Origin of the sequence: Acinetobacter sp. FDAARGOS_559, assembly GCF_003940475.1 — a bacterium.
Lineage (GTDB): Bacteria > Pseudomonadota > Gammaproteobacteria > Pseudomonadales > Moraxellaceae > Acinetobacter > Acinetobacter baumannii.
This window is the reverse complement of sequence record NZ_RKJG01000005.1, coordinates 541411-556501: the sequence shown is the minus strand read 5'-3', so window position 1 is coordinate 556501 and position 15091 is coordinate 541411. Positions and strand designations below refer to the sequence as shown.

General features: G+C 38.4%; 13 protein-coding genes. 9 read left to right on the top strand and 4 right to left on the bottom strand.

Features of this window, described 5'->3' with window-relative positions; translation table 11 throughout:
- Window positions 1–190: 190 nt before the first annotated feature.
- From argF to glnL, 4 genes are all read right to left on the bottom strand, one after another.
- Entirely contained in the window at window positions 191–1111 is a 921-nt protein-coding gene (gene argF / locus EGS71_RS04150) for an ornithine carbamoyltransferase (protein WP_001207983.1), read from the bottom strand.
- A 112-nt stretch (window positions 1112–1223) separates the two neighbouring features.
- Complete coding sequence (gene adeN / locus EGS71_RS04145) at window positions 1224–1877, bottom strand: multidrug efflux transcriptional repressor AdeN (RefSeq protein WP_002010358.1); 654 nt, start codon at window positions 1875–1877, stop codon at window positions 1224–1226.
- Window positions 1878–2152: 275 nt separating this feature from the next.
- Window positions 2153–3646 (bottom strand): nitrogen regulation protein NR(I), encoded by a 1494-nt coding sequence (gene glnG, locus EGS71_RS04140; RefSeq protein ID WP_000089273.1) that lies wholly within the window; start codon window positions 3644–3646, stop codon window positions 2153–2155.
- The gene (glnL, locus tag EGS71_RS04135; RefSeq protein WP_000371970.1) at window positions 3633–4742 is read right to left on the bottom strand and encodes a nitrogen regulation protein NR(II); all 1110 of its coding nucleotides are present in this window, start codon (window positions 4740–4742) and stop codon (window positions 3633–3635) included. Before glnL ends, glnG begins: the two co-directional genes overlap by 14 nt.
- A 341-nt stretch (window positions 4743–5083) precedes the next feature.
- On the opposite strand from glnL, the gene rimO reads away from it, so the two are divergent.
- From rimO to EGS71_RS04085, 9 genes are all read left to right on the top strand, one after another.
- Window positions 5084–6427 (top strand): 30S ribosomal protein S12 methylthiotransferase RimO, encoded by a 1344-nt coding sequence (gene rimO, locus EGS71_RS04125; RefSeq protein ID WP_000856678.1) that lies wholly within the window; start codon window positions 5084–5086, stop codon window positions 6425–6427.
- Between the two features lie 51 nt (window positions 6428–6478).
- A complete protein-coding gene (gene pyrH / locus EGS71_RS04120) occupies window positions 6479–7207 on the top strand; it encodes a UMP kinase (RefSeq protein ID WP_000852257.1) in 729 nt (242 codons plus the stop codon).
- Window positions 7208–7292: 85 nt separating this feature from the next.
- On the top strand, window positions 7293–7847 hold the full coding sequence (gene frr / locus EGS71_RS04115) for a ribosome recycling factor (protein ID WP_000606428.1): 555 nt from the start codon (window positions 7293–7295) through the stop codon (window positions 7845–7847).
- A 5-nt stretch (window positions 7848–7852) separates the two neighbouring features.
- Window positions 7853–8605 (top strand): polyprenyl diphosphate synthase, encoded by a 753-nt coding sequence (gene uppS / locus EGS71_RS04110; RefSeq protein WP_000132219.1) that lies wholly within the window; start codon window positions 7853–7855, stop codon window positions 8603–8605.
- On the top strand, window positions 8605–9429 hold the full coding sequence (locus EGS71_RS04105; RefSeq protein ID WP_000893489.1) for a phosphatidate cytidylyltransferase: 825 nt from the start codon (window positions 8605–8607) through the stop codon (window positions 9427–9429). The genes uppS and EGS71_RS04105 overlap by 1 nt, the downstream gene beginning before the upstream one ends.
- Window positions 9430–10626, top strand: a complete 1197-nt coding sequence (ispC, locus tag EGS71_RS04100) for a 1-deoxy-D-xylulose-5-phosphate reductoisomerase (protein WP_000194637.1) — start codon at window positions 9430–9432, stop codon at window positions 10624–10626. It abuts the gene before it with no gap.
- 1 nt (window position 10627) lies between these two features.
- Window positions 10628–11983, top strand: coding sequence for an RIP metalloprotease RseP (gene rseP / locus EGS71_RS04095; RefSeq protein ID WP_000992583.1), 1356 nt, complete (start codon window positions 10628–10630; stop codon window positions 11981–11983).
- 37 nt (window positions 11984–12020) lie between these two features.
- Entirely contained in the window at window positions 12021–14546 is a 2526-nt protein-coding gene (gene bamA / locus EGS71_RS04090; protein WP_002016574.1) for an outer membrane protein assembly factor BamA, read from the top strand.
- A 41-nt stretch (window positions 14547–14587) separates the two neighbouring features.
- Window positions 14588–15091 (top strand): OmpH family outer membrane protein, encoded by a 504-nt coding sequence (locus tag EGS71_RS04085; protein WP_001037943.1) that lies wholly within the window; start codon window positions 14588–14590, stop codon window positions 15089–15091.

The window sequence follows — 15091 nt, the reverse complement described above, 5'->3', positions numbered from 1 at the left end:
CGCACTCTACACGAGTAGGCTTGGCTTATTGTGTAGAATGTTATACACGATTATGTGTGACAGTTGAAATATAGACTGTTTATATATTGGGCAACATCATAAAAATTTTTAAAATAATAAATGAGGGGAATAGGGATCTTATAAAAATAAAAAAAACAGCACCTTAACGATGCTGTTTTTTGAATTAGAATTAAGCTTTTTTCAAATTTTCGTTGAGTAAAAATTCCATTAAAGCTTTTTGTGCATGCAGACGGTTTTCTGCTTCGTCCCATACTACGGCATTTTTATGGTCGAGCATGGTTTCAGAAATTTCTTCACCACGATGAGCAGGTAAGCAGTGCATGAATAAACAGTCTGGGTGTGCAAGTCCCATTAATTTCTCGTTAACCTGAAAATCAGCAAAGGCTTTTTCACGAAGTTTCTGTTCTTCTTCTTGTCCCATGCTTGCCCATACATCTGTAACGATAAGATCAGCATTTACAGCCGCATCTTCCGCATTATCAAAAAGTTCAACACAATGCCCAAACTCTGCTAAAAACTCAGGTTTAGGTTCATAACCTTTTGGTGATGCAATCTTGAGTTTGAAACCCATCATGTGTGCAGCTTCAATGTATGAATTACACATATTATTGCCATCACCAATCCAAGCTACGGTTTTGCCTTCAATACTGCCGCGATGTTCAATATAAGTTTGTAAATCTGCAAGTAACTGACAAGGATGGTGATCATCAGTTAAGCCATTGATAACGGGAACTTTTGAATAAGATGCAAAACGTTCAACGATATCGTGACCAAAAGTACGAATCATTACGATATCAAGCATGCTTGAAATAACACGGGCTGAATCTTCAATCGGTTCACCACGGCCTAATTGCGTATCACGTGGTGATAAGAAAATGGCACTACCACCAAATTGATTAATACCAGCTTCAAAAGAAATACGAGTGCGTGTGCTCGATTTTTCAAAAATCATTCCCAATACTTTACCAACAAAAGGTTGATATACCTTATTGCTTTGCTGCATTTTCTTAAGTTCGCTTGCGCGTTCCAAAATGCGATTAAGTTCTAGAGTGGATAGATCACGTAAAGTCAGGAAATGTCTTAGAGCCATGTAGCTACTCCATAATAATTGTTTTGAATTACAACAATTATCTGTTGTTGGCTGGGTGGAAGTGGGAAAAAAGAAGTCTACTATACTATAAGCATTTCAAAATGCAAAAGAATTAGACTTTATGATGGCCCTTTAAGAAAATATCAACACAATAGTTAATATAATCAATGACTTCCGTTTCATTAGGTGGGAGAGGCATTCCCATAATCATTCGCCATTCAATATCACGTAAAATTCCAAAATACATAAGAGAGGAATGATCAGGAGATGTACAGGTAATTTCACCTGATTGATGAGATATGAGTAAGGCTTGAGCAATTGTATTTTGGACATCCAGAGCACATTTTTCATATAAGTATTGGCTTAAAGTCGCATTACATTGAGTTTGTTCAATAACCAAACGTAAAAAGGCAATGTGTTCAGGTTGAATAATGTGCTTATAAAAACGGATGAGAGTTTGGATTAAATAATCTTTTAAAGAAGTTTGCTCTGTTTGAAATGCAATGCAGATATCTTTAAAAAACATTTCACGGCGATAATCGCAGATTGCAGTAAATAAGCCATCTTTATTACCAAAGTATTTATAAATAGAGGTTTTTGAACCACCAGCATGATTAACGATGTCGTCAAGAGAGACAGCATCATATCCTTTTTCCAAAAACAGCTCGGTTGCGCTTAGCAATAGAGCTAAACGACGTTCTATACCGCGGCGTGTTTGGGGTTTCTCACATACGAGATGATGTGACTCAAGGACTGGATCATGCATAAAATTTAATAACGACGGCTAACACTGCTTATCTAGTATAGCAAATCTATCTTTAACGATGGTCATTGGTATGTTTTTAGGTCATCTGGTAAACAATAAGTAGAGCATAGGTTCAGGTAAAATATATAAAATATAATGATTTATGTGGAAATTTAGAATTTTTTGATCATGTAACTGTATGTTCACATTTTAGTTTGGCAGTTAATTCCGATTTAAATAGTCATAAAGAAAAGCGGCTAAATTAAATTAGCCGCTTTTTGATTTTTGCTTCGGTTTTAAGCTTCTGACAAAGTTGCTTTATGTTCGTCTTCATCATCATCATCAGCAGAATCCATGCCTAGCTCTTTTAACTTTCTGGTTAGGGTGTTACGACCCCAACCTAACAGTTCGGCTGCATGACGTTTGCGCCCACGAGTTTGCTGTAGTGCTGCATTAATTAAGGTGCGCTCAAACATTGGAGTAGCAATGTCTAAAATCTTCATTTCACCATTTTTAAGTTTTTGAATTGCCCATTGGCTTAGTAGCTCATCCCAATGGTGCAAAGAAATACGTTCAAAAGATGGTGCTGGTTGACTAGTCTCACTACTTTTTTGGAGTGGAACCTGTTTAAGCTCAGAAGGTAAATCTTCCGGATAAACCTCACGACCAGTAATCATGACGGTTAACCAACGGCAGGTATTCTCAAGCTGACGAACATTACCAGGCCAAGGTAATTGTTGCATATAGTCCGTTGTTTCAGTGCGTAAAATCTTTGGACTTACACCTAGCTCTTTACCCGCGCGAGCCAAGAAATGTTGAGCCAGCATCGGGATGTCTTCACTACGATGCGCAAGCTTCGGAATATGAATTCGAATAACATTTAGACGGTGGTATAAGTCTTCACGAAAACGACCTTCATTCACCAGTTTTTCTAAGTCTTGATGGGTTGCCGCGACAATTCTGACATCTACTTTAACCGGTATATGACCACCAACTCGGTAAAACTCACCATCTGCGAGCACACGTAACAATCGAGTCTGGGTTTCAAATGGCATGTCACCAATTTCATCAAGGAAGAGAGTTCCACCATTTGCTTGTTCAAAGCGGCCTTGATGTTGGGTGTTTGCACCCGTGAAAGCACCTTTTTCATGACCAAATAATTCCGTTTCGATTAAATCTTTAGGAATTGCTGCCATGTTTAAAGCAATAAAAGGCTTAGCGCGTCGTGGAGAATGTTTATGTAAAGCATGCGCAACCAGTTCTTTACCTGTGCCTGATTCACCATTAATTAAAACGGTAATATGCGACTGAGATAAACGACCAATCGCTCGGAAAACCTCTTGCATAGCAGGAGATTCGCCAATAATTTCTGTTGATTGTAGTGGTGAAGCTGTTTTTGTCGCTTCTTGCTGCTGCAATTTATTGATATGCAAAATCGCTCGATTGACTAGAGCTAAAGCTTCATCAATATCAAATGGTTTTGGTAAATACTCAAATGCACCAGTCTGATAGCTTGATACAGCAGACTCTAAGTCCGAATGCGCTGTCATAATGATAACAGGCAAGTCGGGGTGAGAGTTTTTCACTTTAGATAAGAAAGTTAACCCATCAATACCTGGCATACGAATGTCAGTTAAGATGACATCGGGCGCATCATGATGTAAACGTTCCAGTGCTGTTTGAGCTTCTTCAAAATTGGTGACGTCAAATCCTTCTTCTTTAAAGGTCTTTTCAAGTACCCATCGCATGGCGCGATCGTCATCAATAACCCATATTTTATTTCGCGACACGGTCTGACTCCCAAGGTAAATATAAGCTAAACATTGTTTTTCCAGGAACTGATTGGCATTCAATCATTCCGTTATGTTGATGCATGATGTTCTGTGCAATACTCAGGCCAAGCCCTGTGCCTTTTGCTCGTCCTGTAACCAAAGGGTAAAACACAGACTCTAAAATGCTTTCGGGAATACCCGGTCCATTGTCTTCAATATCGACTCGTACAGCAGAGCGGTTGAGTACTCCATTAATGGTGACTAGACGTTGAATACGGGTGCGTAAAATTAATTCAGGCTCTTGATCTGTAAAAAATGATTTATTTTCTGTAATAGCTTGAATCGCATTAACGCTAATATTGAGCATGACTTGAATGAGCTGATCTCGATCGGCTTTTACATCGGGTAAAGACAAATCATAATCACGCGTAATTTTGATTTTTTTCTTGGTCTGATTTGCGATTAAAGAGCGTACCCGTTCTAGAGGTTCATGCACATTTACATTTTCATAACTTGGCAGTTGTCTTGAGCCCAACATGGTGTCGGCCAAATTGGTGAGACGATCTACCTCGTTAATAATGATATCTGTAAATTCAGCATAGCTCTCGTCATTTAAACTACGAGCAAGTAACTGAGTTGCCCCCCGAATACCAGCCAGAGGGTTTTTAATTTCGTGAGCAACGCCTCGAACCAGTTGTCTAGCCACTTGATGTTGTTGAATTAGGTTTTCTTCCTTAGAAATTTTCAACATACGATCAATAGGATTTAACTCAATAAGTAACAGCGGGTGGTAGCTTTTACCTGCATTTAATTGAGAGACCGTATAATCCACATGTAAATCTTTAAAATTGACATTAATGATGGCTTCACGACGTGTATAAGGTTGTCCCGTTTTTAATGTGTTCAATAAGGCTTCATGCGTATTAAAGGTATCATCAGGTGCATGAAGTAAATTTAAAACCGGTTGTCCAGAAGCGCGAAGCAAACTAATGTCAAAAAGTGCTTCACAAGCGGAATTCAAATAAAAAATATTAAAGTTACTATCGATTAATAAAATCGCAGTAGTTAAATTGTCTACCAATAGGCGATAGTCGATAGGTGTGTGTTGATCCATTAGCGAATCGTTCCTGTCTTAAAATGGCGCAATGGCATCTTCATTGGTTATCGGTTTTCACCGTTATAGAACATGATTGATGCAAAATGTACGCCAACTTTGTTTATGGTTTATTTTAAGGTTTTAAGCGTAGTTAAAGCGCTCTAAAATCGTTCTTAATATCTTTTGGTCAAAAATACGGATGTATAGACCAATAATATCATGATCCAACTTGGTGCAATATTGAGTTTTGGTGCAAATATTGGTTGTATTTTGGTGCATTACACAAAGAGTGGGGTTTCCACCTATGCTTGAGACGAGAAAAGACATACAATACGCGCATTCAAGTGGAGCGCAGATTCATGAAGACCCCCAAAGTCGGTTTTGTTTCTTTAGGTTGTCCTAAGGCATTGGTAGATTCTGAACGAATTTTAACTCAGTTAAAGACTGAAGGTTATCAAGTTGCATCAGATTATGATGGTGCTGATTTAGTTGTTGTTAATACCTGTGGTTTTATTGAATCTGCAGTACAAGAATCTTTAGATGCAATTGGCGAAGCCATGAGTGAAAATGGCCGAGTTATTGTGACGGGCTGTTTAGGTAAAGACGAAGATAAAATTCGTCAAATGCACCCTAATGTTCTAAAAGTTACTGGTGCAGCAGCTTATCAAGACGTTATGGAAGCTGTACATGAATATGTCCCAGCACCGCCTAAACATAATCCGTTTATTGACCTTGTTCCTGAACAAGGTATCCGTTTAACACCGAAACATTATGCTTATTTAAAAATATCTGAAGGCTGTAACCACCGTTGTACCTTCTGTATTATCCCGAGCATGCGCGGTGATTTAGTATCACGTCCGGTTGGAAGCGTATTAGAAGAAGCTGCTGCGTTAAAACGTGCAGGTGTAAAAGAAATCTTGGTCATTTCCCAAGATACCTCAGCTTATGGCGTAGACACCAAATATAAGCTCGATTTCTGGAATGGACAGCCCGTAAAAACCAAATTCTTTGACATGTGTGAAGCACTTGGTCAGCTTGGAATTTGGGTTCGCTTACATTATGTATATCCATATCCACATGTTGATGCAGTAATCGATTTGATGGCTCAAGGTAAAATCTTGCCATACCTCGATATTCCATTCCAGCATGCAAGCCCACGCGTTCTTAAATTAATGAAACGTCCGGCGCATAGTGAGAATACATTAGAAAAAATTAAATTATGGCGCGAAAAATGCCCGGATCTTGTGATCCGTTCTACTTTCGTGGTTGGCTTTCCAGGCGAAACTGAAGAAGACTTCCAGATTTTGCTCGATTGGTTGGTTGAAGCTCAACTTGATCGTGTAGGCTGCTTTACCTATTCACCAGTAGAAGGCGCTACGGCAAATGATTTACCAGATCATGTGCCAGAAGAAATTAAGCAAGAGCGTTACGAGCGCTTTATGCAAGTGCAGCAACAAATCTCTGCTGCCAAATTACAAAAACGTATTGGTCAAACGATGACTGTATTGGTCGATAGTTTGGAAGATGAATATCCTGTTGCTGTTGCACGTTCTTATGCCGATGCTCCGGAAATTGACGGTAATGTCTTTGTAGAAGATATCGATAAGAGCACTATTCAACCAGGCGATATGTTGGAAGTCGAAATTACCGATGCGGATGAATACGACTTATTTGCAAAGTTAATTAAAATTAAATCGGTCTAATCGAATCACGATTCAAAAAGCATTCAGTTTAAGAGGTCTTGGAGCAAAATCATGGCGGAAACAATCAGCCCCCGTTATTCACGAATTTTATTAAAATTATCTGGTGAAGCTTTATCAGGTAATAAAGATATGGGTATTGATGCTCAAGTTTTAGATCAGATGTCACTTTCTATTGCACATTTGGTTGGCTTGGGGGTGCAAGTAGGTATCGTTGTGGGTGGCGGTAACTTATATCGTGGTAGCCAGTTACAAAAAGACGGTTTGGTTGGCCGTGTAACAGGTGATCAGATGGGGATGCTTGCAACTGTTATGAATGGTTTGGCAATGCGTGATGCATTGGTGCGCCGTAACATCAGAACTCGTCTTATGTCAGCGCTACCAATCGGTACTGTTGTAGAGTCTTACTCAAGTCGTGATGCGATTCGTCATTTAAGCCAAGGCGAAGTGTGCGTTTTCGTAGCAGGAACAGGGAATCCCTTCTTTACAACTGATACAGCAGCATGTTTACGTGGTATTGAAATTGAAGCAAATTTAATTTTGAAAGCGACCAAAGTAGATGGTGTTTATAATAAAGATCCGAGCAAATACGAAGATGCGGTGAAATATGACCATTTAACATTTGACCAAGTGTTAGATGAAAAACTGGGTGTTATGGATTTAACGGCAATTTGCTTATGCCGTGACCATAATGTTCCATTACAAGTATTTGATATGAATAAATCTGGTGCGCTATTGTCAGTGGTAATGGGTGAAAAAGAGGGTACACGCGTTACTAAATAATGTACGTGTGCCGTAAAGCTCTTTATACTAGCGCTAAATTAAATTTGTTATATACATCCTTGAATAAATAAGTAAGGAAGATCATATGATTAACGATCTGAAAAAAGACAGCGAACAGCGTATGTTAAAAACTCTTGAGTCTTTGGAACAAGGGTTTGCTAAAGTTCGTACCGGCCGTGCACACCCATCAATTTTAAATGGGGTAATGGTTCCTTACTATGGTTCTGATGTGCCTTTAAACCAAGTAGCGAACGTTGGTGTTGAAGATTCTCGTACGCTTATCGTTCAACCCTTTGAACGTACGATGGTTGCTGCAATTGATAAAGCAATTCGTGAAAGTGATTTAGGTTTAAATCCTATTACTGCTGATTCAATCCGTGTACCTTTACCAGCTTTAACTGAAGAAACACGTCGTGATATGCAGAAAATCGCTCGTAGTGAAGCTGAAAATGCGAAAGTTGCTATCCGTAATATTCGTCGTGATGTATTAGGTGATATCAAGGCATTGTTAAAAGAGAAAGAAATTTCTGAAGATGATGAGCGTCGTGCAGGCGATGATATCCAAAAAATCACTGATAAATATGTTGCAGAAGTAGACAAGCGTCTAGCAGCGAAAGAAGCAGAATTGATGAAGGTCTAATTTTTATGACCGATTCAGAAGAGTATCATCTTCCTCAGCATGTTGCCATCATCATGGATGGCAACAATCGCTTTGCAAAGAAAAATCAAATGCAAAAAGGCGATGGGCACAGAGAGGGTAAAAATGTTCTTGACCCTATTGTTGAACATTGTGTTAAAACTGGCGTTCGTGCTTTAACTGTTTTTGCATTTTCGAGTGAAAATTGGAATCGACCACAATATGAAGTCGATCTGCTTATGAAACTTCTTGAAGAAACGATTCATGAGCAAATACCTCGCATGAAGAAATTCAATATTGCTTTGCGCTTTATAGGGGATCGTTCCCGATTACCTTCACATTTAGTTGCCTTAATGGAAGATGCAGAGCAACAAACAGCACATCATGACGCCATGACATTAACTATTGCAGTAAGCTATGGTGGTATGTGGGATATTGCAAATGCAGCTAAGCAGGTTGCTCAAGCAGTTTCCCGTGGCGAAATTGACGCTGATCAAATAAATGTTGATTTGTTCGAAAAATATGTCAGTCTAAACGATCTGCCAGCTGTGGACTTGTTGATCCGTACAGGTGGAGATTTCCGTATATCTAACTTCTTGTTATGGCAAGCAGCTTATGCGGAGCTGTATTTTACGGATACTTTGTGGCCGGAATTTACAGTGGAAGAATTCGACCATGCATTGAATGTCTTTTCAGGGCGTGAACGTCGTTTCGGTAAAACATCTGAACAAATTCAGCAAGAGAAAATCGAGAAATTATAATGTTAGAGCGGATTGTTACCGCATTGGTACTTGTTGCAGTTGTTTTGGGCTGTATGTTTGCTACGCAATCACATTATCCAATGTTGGTACTTATGATTGTAGCAGCAGGAGTTGCGGGGTATGAATGGTATAAGTTAATGCCTCGGGAAGTTGGTGCAGTAGTAAAACCTAAAGCTTGGGGTTATGGTCTACTTGTTGCCTTTGTTTCTGGTGTTGCCTTATTCTTTCATGACATTGCTTTACTGTTATGGTCTGCTTCAATTTTAACTTGGCTCGTTAGTGTTTATTGGGTCAAGTCTTTTCCTGAATTCGATGGGTGGTATAACGCGACCCTATATGTCATTGGTTTGATTCTTATCTGTGCAGCAGTGACTGCAATCTTTGTAGTATGGCAAAGCTCACCATGGTGGTTGATGTATTTGTTCTTGCTTGTGTGGGGTGCAGATAGTGGAGCTTACTTTGTAGGCCGTAAATTCGGTAAAAGAAAATTGGCGCCTACAGTAAGTCCTAATAAATCAGTAGAAGGTTTATATGGCGGTATTCTCACTACAATTATTGTAATGCTTGTGGTGCAATATCAATATTTAAACCTAACTTGGGTTCAACAACTTCTATTCTTGATTTTGTCTTTAATTACAGTGTTCGGTTCAGTATTAGGTGATTTATTTGAATCAATGATCAAACGCCGTGCTGGTATTAAAGACTCTGGCCGTGTTTTGCCAGGTCATGGTGGTGTATTGGACCGTATTGATTCTTTACTCGCAGCAGCCCCGATTTTTGCAACGGGAATGTATATATTAAAGCTTATTGGTGTAGATTTATAGATGACACAATCTGTTTGCATATTGGGTGTAACCGGTTCTATTGGACAAAGTACCTTAAAAATTTTAGGTCAACATCCAGATAAGTATTCAGTCTTTGCAGTTTCGGCGCATAGTCGAATTTCTGAACTTGTTGAAATCTGCAAACAGTTTCGACCTAAAGTTGTTGTTGTTCCTGAACAGAAAATAGCTGAACTAAAAACACTATTTGCTCAGCAAAATATATCGGCTATTGATGTTTTAGCTGGGCAAGAGGGTTTAGTCGATATCGCATCTCATACAGATGTGGATATTGTTATGGCTGCAATTGTAGGGGCAGCTGGGCTGTTGCCAACTTTAGCGGCTGTTAAGGCAGGTAAAAGAGTACTACTTGCCAACAAAGAAGCATTAGTTATGTCTGGTGAAATCATGATGCAAGCTGCTCGTGATCATCAGGCATTGTTATTGCCAGTTGATTCGGAACATAATGCAATTTTCCAATCATTGCCTCATAATTATTTACAAGCAGATAGAACAGGGCAACCACAGCTAGGTGTATCTAAAATATTGCTTACAGCATCTGGTGGTCCTTTTTTAAATCATTCCCTAGAACAATTGGTTCATGTAACACCGCAACAAGCATGTAAACATCCAAACTGGTCAATGGGACAAAAAATTTCGGTTGACTCGGCTACTCTTATGAATAAAGGGTTAGAGTTAATTGAGGCTTGTCATTTATTTTCAATATCTGAACATTTTGTTACAGTTGTTGTTCATCCACAAAGTATCATTCACTCTATGGTGCAGTATGTTGATGGTTCAACATTAGCACAAATGGGTAACCCGGATATGTGTACTCCGATTGCACATGCATTGGCATGGCCTGAGCGTTTACAAACTAATGTTCCTGCTTTAGATTTATTTGAGTATTCTCAACTTAATTTTCAGGCACCGGATACCCAAAAATTTCCTGCATTAAATTTGGCAAGACAAGCAATGCGTGCGGGAGGTTTGGCGCCCACCATTTTGAATGCAGCTAATGAAATTGCAGTTGAAGCATTCTTAATGGAAAGGATTGGATTCACAAGTATTCCGCAAGTGGTAGAGCATACTTTGGAAAAATTAGAGAATGCAGCGGCTGAAAGCATCGAGTGCATTTTAGATAAAGATAAAGTGGCCCGATCTGTAGCTCAGCAATATATATCAAGTATTGGAGGCTGAAATGAATGCACTGTTTATGATTGCAGCGGCAGCTCTTTTACTTGGGCCTCTAATTGCAATCCATGAGTTTGGCCATTACTGGGTTGCGCGAAAACTTGGCGTTAAAGTTTTAGTTTACTCAATTGGGTTTGGACCAACTTTACTGAAATGGACGTCTAAGAAGTCTGGTATTAAATATCAGCTTTCTGCCTTACCTTTAGGTGGCTATGTCAAAATGTTGGACGAGCGAGAAGGTAATGTGGCAGAACAAGATCTACCATATGCTTTTAACCGTCAAAAACCGTGGAAACGTATAGCGATTGTTGCTGCTGGACCATTAATTAACTTGATTTTTGCCGTACTCCTCTTTTGGATTTTGTTTTTACCAGCACAAGAACAATTAAATACTAAAATTGGCAAAATTATTCCAAACTCTCCAGCTGCAGCAGCTCAGTTGCATGTAGGTGACAAAATTATTGCTGTTGATGGGAAAGAGACAACGACATGGGAAAAGCTAAACTTTGCTTTGATTGATCGAGTTGGGGAAACAGGTACTATAAATATTGATGTGGACCGTGCTGGTTCCGAACAAAATTTTGTATTACCAATTAAAGATTTTCTAAAAAATCAAAATGAATCTGCACTGGACGTATTAGGTTTCTTGCCTTATCGACCTGTGATTCCTGCTGTTGTAACAGAGTTAACGGAAGATGGTGCGGCGATTCGTCAAGGGATGAAAGTGGGCGATCGTATTGTTGCGATTGATGGCCAGCCTATGAAAGATTGGTTCGACGTGGTAGAAGTTGTCCAGCGTTCCCCAGAAAAGTTACTTAAGATTGATGTCTTACGTCATGAACAACTAGTACATTTACAAGTTATGCCACAAGGTAAGCGTGATAGCATGGGGCAGGTAAATGGAGTACTTGGTGTAAAAAGTGATGCTGGAAAAATTACAATTCCTGACGAATATAAGCAAACAATTCAATATACTCCAATACAAGCTTTTGAAATGGCACTTGATAAAACTGGCCAAATCTCTAGCATGATTTTGAATTCAATAGTAAAAATGGTTAAGGGACTAATTGGATTAGAAAATCTTTCTGGACCAATTACCATTGCAAAAGTAGCTGGCCAAAGTGCAGAAATGGGTTGGGAAACCTTTATCTCTTTTATGGCTTTAATGAGTGTAAGCCTTGGAATTTTAAACTTATTACCAATTCCAATGCTAGATGGTGGCCATCTAGTGTATTACATTATTGAAGCTATTCGTGGGAAGCCTGTTTCTGAACAAATACAAATGTTTGGTCTAAAAATTGGTATGGTACTGCTCGGTAGTATGATGCTTTTAGCTTTATTTAATGACTTTATGCGTTTGTAAACGTATATGGATTTATAACTTACTGGAAAAAACTGGCATGCGGCACACACATTTTTTAATGCCTTTGGCACTTGTTAGCGCTATGGCAGCGGTACAACAAGCATATGCAGCTGATGATTTCGTTGTTAGAGATATTCGTGTAAACGGGTTGGTCCGTCTTACTCCTGCAAATGTTTATACCATGTTGCCAATCAACAGTGGCGATCGCGTTAATGAACCGATGATCGCCGAAGCAATTCGAACATTGTATGCCACTGGACTTTTTGATGATATTAAAGCATCAAAAGAAAATGATACTTTGGTTTTTAATGTTATTGAGCGCCCAATTATTTCAAAGCTTGAATTTAAGGGTAATAAACTTATTCCAAAAGAGGCTCTAGAACAAGGCCTCAAAAAAATGGGTATTGCTGAGGGTGAGGTTTTTAAGAAATCTGCTTTGCAAACCATTGAGACAGAATTAGAGCAACAATATACTCAACAAGGCCGTTACGATGCTGATGTTACAGTTGATACAGTTGCTCGTCCAAATAACCGCGTTGAATTAAAAATTAATTTTAATGAAGGAACGCCGGCAAAAGTCTTTGATATTAATGTAATTGGTAATACTGTTTTTAAAGACAGTGAAATTAAACAAGCATTTGCAGTTAAAGAAAGTGGTTGGGCTTCTGTAGTCACACGTAATGACCGCTATGCACGTGAAAAAATGGCTGCAAGCCTTGAAGCTTTACGTGCCATGTACCTTAACAAAGGCTATATTAATTTTAATATTAATAATTCCCAACTCAATATTAGTGAAGATAAAAAGCATATCTTTATTGAGGTTGCTGTTGATGAAGGTAGTCAATTTAAATTTGGTCAAACTAAATTCTTAGGTGATGCACTTTATAAGCCTGAAGAATTACAAGCATTAAAAATTTATAAAGATGGTGATACCTATTCACAAGAAAAAGTAAATGCAGTTAAGCAATTACTTTTACGTAAGTATGGTAATGCAGGTTATTATTTTGCAGATGTAAATATTGTGCCGCAGATTAATAATGAAACTGGCGTTGTTGACTTAAATTATTATGTGAATCCAGGTCAACAAGTTACCGTACGTCGTATTAATTTTACTGGTAATAGCAAAACTTCTGATGAAGTATTACGTCGTGAAATGCGTCAGATGGAAGGTGCATTAGCGAGCAATGAAAAAATTGACTTATCTAAAGTTCGTTTAGAGCGTACAGGTTTCTTTAAAACCGTTGATATTAAACCTGCTCGTATTCCAAACTCTCCAGACCAAGTTGACTTAAACGTAAATGTTGAAGAACAACATTCAGGTACTACTACATTAGCGGTTGGTTATTCGCAAAGTGGTGGTATTACGTTCCAAGCAGGACTTAGTCAAACTAACTTTATGGGTACTGGTAACCGAGTTGCAATTGACTTATCGCGTTCTGAAACTCAAGACTATTACAACTTAAGTGTTACTGACCCTTACTTTACCATTGATGGGGTAAGCCGCGGTTATAATGTCTATTATCGTAAAACGAAGCTGAATGATGACTATAACGTTAACAACTATGTAACGGATAGTTTCGGTGGTAGTTTAAGTTTTGGTTATCCAATTGACGAAAATCAAAGTTTAAGTGCTTCGGTGGGCGTTGATAACACTAAAGTAACCACAGGTCCTTATGTTTCTACATATGTACGTGATTATTTATTGGCAAATGGCGGTAAGGCAACTAGTAAAGGTACATATTGCCCAACAGATGCAAATGGTAATTCTCAATATGATACCGAGAAGGGGGAATGTAAAGTCCCTGAAGAAACTTATGATAATGCATTTGAAGGGGAATTCTTTACTTATAACTTGAACTTGGGTTGGTCTTATAACACTTTAAACAGACCAATTTTCCCAACGTCAGGTATGTCTCATCGTGTAGGTCTTGAAATTGGTTTACCAGGTAGTGATGTTGATTATCAAAAAGTAACTTATGATACTCAAGCATTTTTCCCTATTGGTAGTACCGGCTTTGTACTTCGTGGTTATGGTAAGTTAGGTTATGGTAATGATTTGCCATTCTATAAAAACTTCTATGCAGGCGGTTACGGTTCTGTTCGTGGCTATGATAACAGTACCCTAGGACCTAAATATCCAAGTGTAAATCTACAAGAAACTAAGCAAAATGATAGTTCTCCTGAAGAAGTAGGTGGCAATGCTCTGGTCCAATTTGGTACAGAGTTAGTTTTACCAATGCCATTTAAAGGTGACTGGACTCGACAAGTACGTCCTGTTCTTTTTGCTGAAGGCGGTCAGGTTTTTGATACTAAATGTAATATTGATAACTCTGTTTATGGCAACAAAGGTATGAAGATTAATGGCCAGACCATTACGGATGTTAGAAAATATTGTGAAGATAATTATGGATTTGATTTAGGTAACTTACGTTATAGTGTGGGTGTTGGTGTAACCTGGATTACCATGATTGGTCCATTGTCACTTAGCTATGCATTCCCGTTAAATGATAAACCGGGTGATGAAACTAAAGAAATTCAGTTTGAAATTGGTCGTACTTTCTAAGTACGATCTTTTTGCATAACGAAATAAGGAAAGAGATTTATATGAATAAATTAAATAAATTAATGTTAGGGTTAGGCCTGACAGTAGCTTCAGTAGCAGCTAATGCAGCTGGTTATGGGGTAATTGATCTTGCTAAAGTTGTTGAAAGTAGTACTTATTTGAAACAGCAAAATGCAAGCTTAAACCAGTCTGTGAAACCAACTACAACTAAGCTTGAGCAATTAGGTAAAGAGTTAGAAGGGCTTCAACGTCAAGCGCAGACTCAAGGCCAAAAAATGAAAGAAGATGAGATTAAAAAATTACAATCTCAGTATCAATCGAAATTAAATGAGTTTAATTCAACACAGCAAGGCTTACAGTCAAGAGTTCAAACGAGCTTACAAAGTATGAATACAACTTTTGAGACTAGAGTTAAGCAAGCTGCTGAGCAATTACGAAAAGAAAATAATCTTGACTTTATTTTGAATAAAAATTCGACTGTTGCCTATGACGCTAAGTATGATTTAACTGATAAAATGATACAAAAGGTTAATTCAATGAAATAA